Below are 2,025 nucleotides of genomic sequence, written 5' to 3'. Positions count from 1 at the left end.
GGGGGTGAGGGAATAGCCCCAGCTGACAGAGGGCAGGTTTTTCCGCTAGCATTAAAAATCGCTGTCAATGCTCGGATCAGGTTTCAAGACCCGCAGGGGCACCTGTACGGCAAGGAAAAGGCATGACCTACGCGATTGTGGAAACCAGTGGCAAGCAGCTTTGGGTAGAGCCGGGGCGCTTTTACGACATCGATCGCCTGCCCGGCACAGAAGAGAACAGCCCTTTGACCCTGTCCCAGGTGTTGTTGATTAACCATGAGGGACAGGTGACCCTAGGCCGTCCCTATATTGCCGAGGCCGTGGTCAGGGCGCGGGTTCTGCAGCACCGCCGCGGCAACAAAATCATCGTCTACAAGATGCGGCCGAAGAAAAAGACCCGCAAGAAAAGAGGCCATCGGCAGCCGCTCACCCGTGTGCTGATCGAGTCCATCGAACTCAACGGGGCGCCACTGGCCGCCGCTCAGGCTGCCTCGCCATCCACTTCTGAGATGGCAATTGCTGCAGCCGGGATCCCCGAGGCGGAGGAATAGGCCCTAAACTGTAGGATCCCAACTTATCTTCGGCGACGACACACTTGCACAGGAGGCATTATGGCTCACAAGAAAGGAACCGGCAGCACCCGCAACGGCCGCGACTCCAATGCCAAGCGGCTGGGGGTGAAGTGCTTTGGCGGCGAGCTGGTGCATCCCGGCTACATCCTGGTGAGACAGCGGGGCACCAAGTTTCACCCAGGGGTGAACGTGCGCATCGGCGGCGATGACACTTTGTTTGCGGTAGCCACCGGCATTGTCACCTTTGAGCGCTACGGCAAACGGCGGCAGAAGGTGAGCGTTTACCCGGCTGAGGCGGCTGCCCAATAGGTGGCCTTTTTTCCCGTTCTGGCCAGGACAGCCCATTTGTCCCATCCCCCCCAAGCCAACAGAGGGATCCCAGCTTGGCCCAATGCCCAATTCTGTGTGGAGCGCCTGTGAGATCTGGGGCTGTGCGGGTGTACTTGTTTCGTGGCGTGGGGTTGCTCCACCTCATTGCCGGGGTGGCATACCTCTACTGGCGCATCACAGCCGGGCTGACCGGTCTGGGATCCCTTGTGTTTTGGGGGGCCGAGTTGTACGTTTGGCTGGCGGCGGTGGGCTTTATCCTCAGCCGCTATCCCCAGGTGCCGCGAAAGGGAGTGCCGACGCCGGAGGTGCTGCGGCGGGCGTTTTTTCAACTGCCGCGGGTGGATGTGCTGGTGATGCGCCAGCGGGATTCTGTGGAAGCGACCCGGCAGACGGTGCTCTCGGCCCTGCGCCTGGATTACCCCTGGGAGCGGCTGTTTGTCCATGTTGTGGATCGGGTGGAAGATGCGGAGATGGCCAAGGTGGCGCGGGCCATCCCCTGCGAGTACTGGCCTTGCCCCAGGCCAACCCTGGATCCCCTGGCTTACATGCTGGGATGCGGCCAGATCCAAGGGGAGTATCTGCTCCTGTTGCAGCCGGGCCATTTTGTCGAGCCGGATTTTTTGTGGCAGACGTTGCCCCTGTTTTACGACTCGCCAGAGCGGGCTCCCATCGCCAATGCCACCGGCTTTGTGCAGGCGATGCTGCGCACCCTGGGCCGGCCCCAGGCCGTCCACCCCCTACAGCAGCTTTTGGCGGTGGGATCCCAGGGCTACCAGACGGCGCCCCTGTTGGGATCCGGCTGTCTCATTCGGCGGGCAGCCCTGGAGGGGATCCCGCAGATCGATATCCGCCGCCCTGTGCAGTTGGGGTGTCAGATGCACTGCCGCGGCTGGCAGTCCCACCTGGTGCGCCAGGCCCAGGTCACCGGCGTTTTGTTGCCCTTGCGCAACCGCCGCGTGGCTCTGCTGGCGATTTTTTCGGCCTTGCGGGAAAACCCCTTCTGGGGCAAGCCAACTACGCAGCAGCAGCGCTTTCAGTACCTGTGGCTGGCCCTCTGGGCTGCTGGCGGCGTGGCAGAGCTGGCCTATTTGGCGGTGCCGATCCTCTTTCTCTGCACGGGCTGGATGCCGGTGCCGGCCTTTGA

The 2,025-nt window shown here is 62.4% G+C and carries 3 protein-coding genes; all 3 read left to right on the top strand.

The annotated features are described in order from the left end of the window. The first annotated feature begins 122 nt into the window (after positions 1 to 122). Positions 123 to 530, top strand: coding sequence for a 50S ribosomal protein L21 (rplU, locus tag NW853_RS03000; protein WP_414335739.1), 408 nt, complete (start codon positions 123 to 125; stop codon positions 528 to 530). Positions 531 to 590: 60 nt separating this feature from the next. Next, on the top strand, positions 591 to 860 hold the full coding sequence (rpmA, locus tag NW853_RS02995; RefSeq protein ID WP_414335737.1) for a 50S ribosomal protein L27: 270 nt from the start codon (positions 591 to 593) through the stop codon (positions 858 to 860). Positions 861 to 967: 107 nt separating this feature from the next. Beyond that, the coding region (locus tag NW853_RS02990; RefSeq protein WP_414347687.1) for a cellulose synthase at positions 968 to 2,025 on the top strand (1,058 nt) is incomplete at its 3' end.

The sequence above is a fragment of the Synechococcus sp. H55.11 genome (genome assembly GCF_047462475.1).
GTDB lineage: Bacteria > Cyanobacteriota > Cyanobacteriia > Thermostichales > Thermostichaceae > Thermostichus.
Note: the sequence above shows the minus strand (reverse complement) of the source record. Positions and strands in the feature narration are given on the sequence as shown.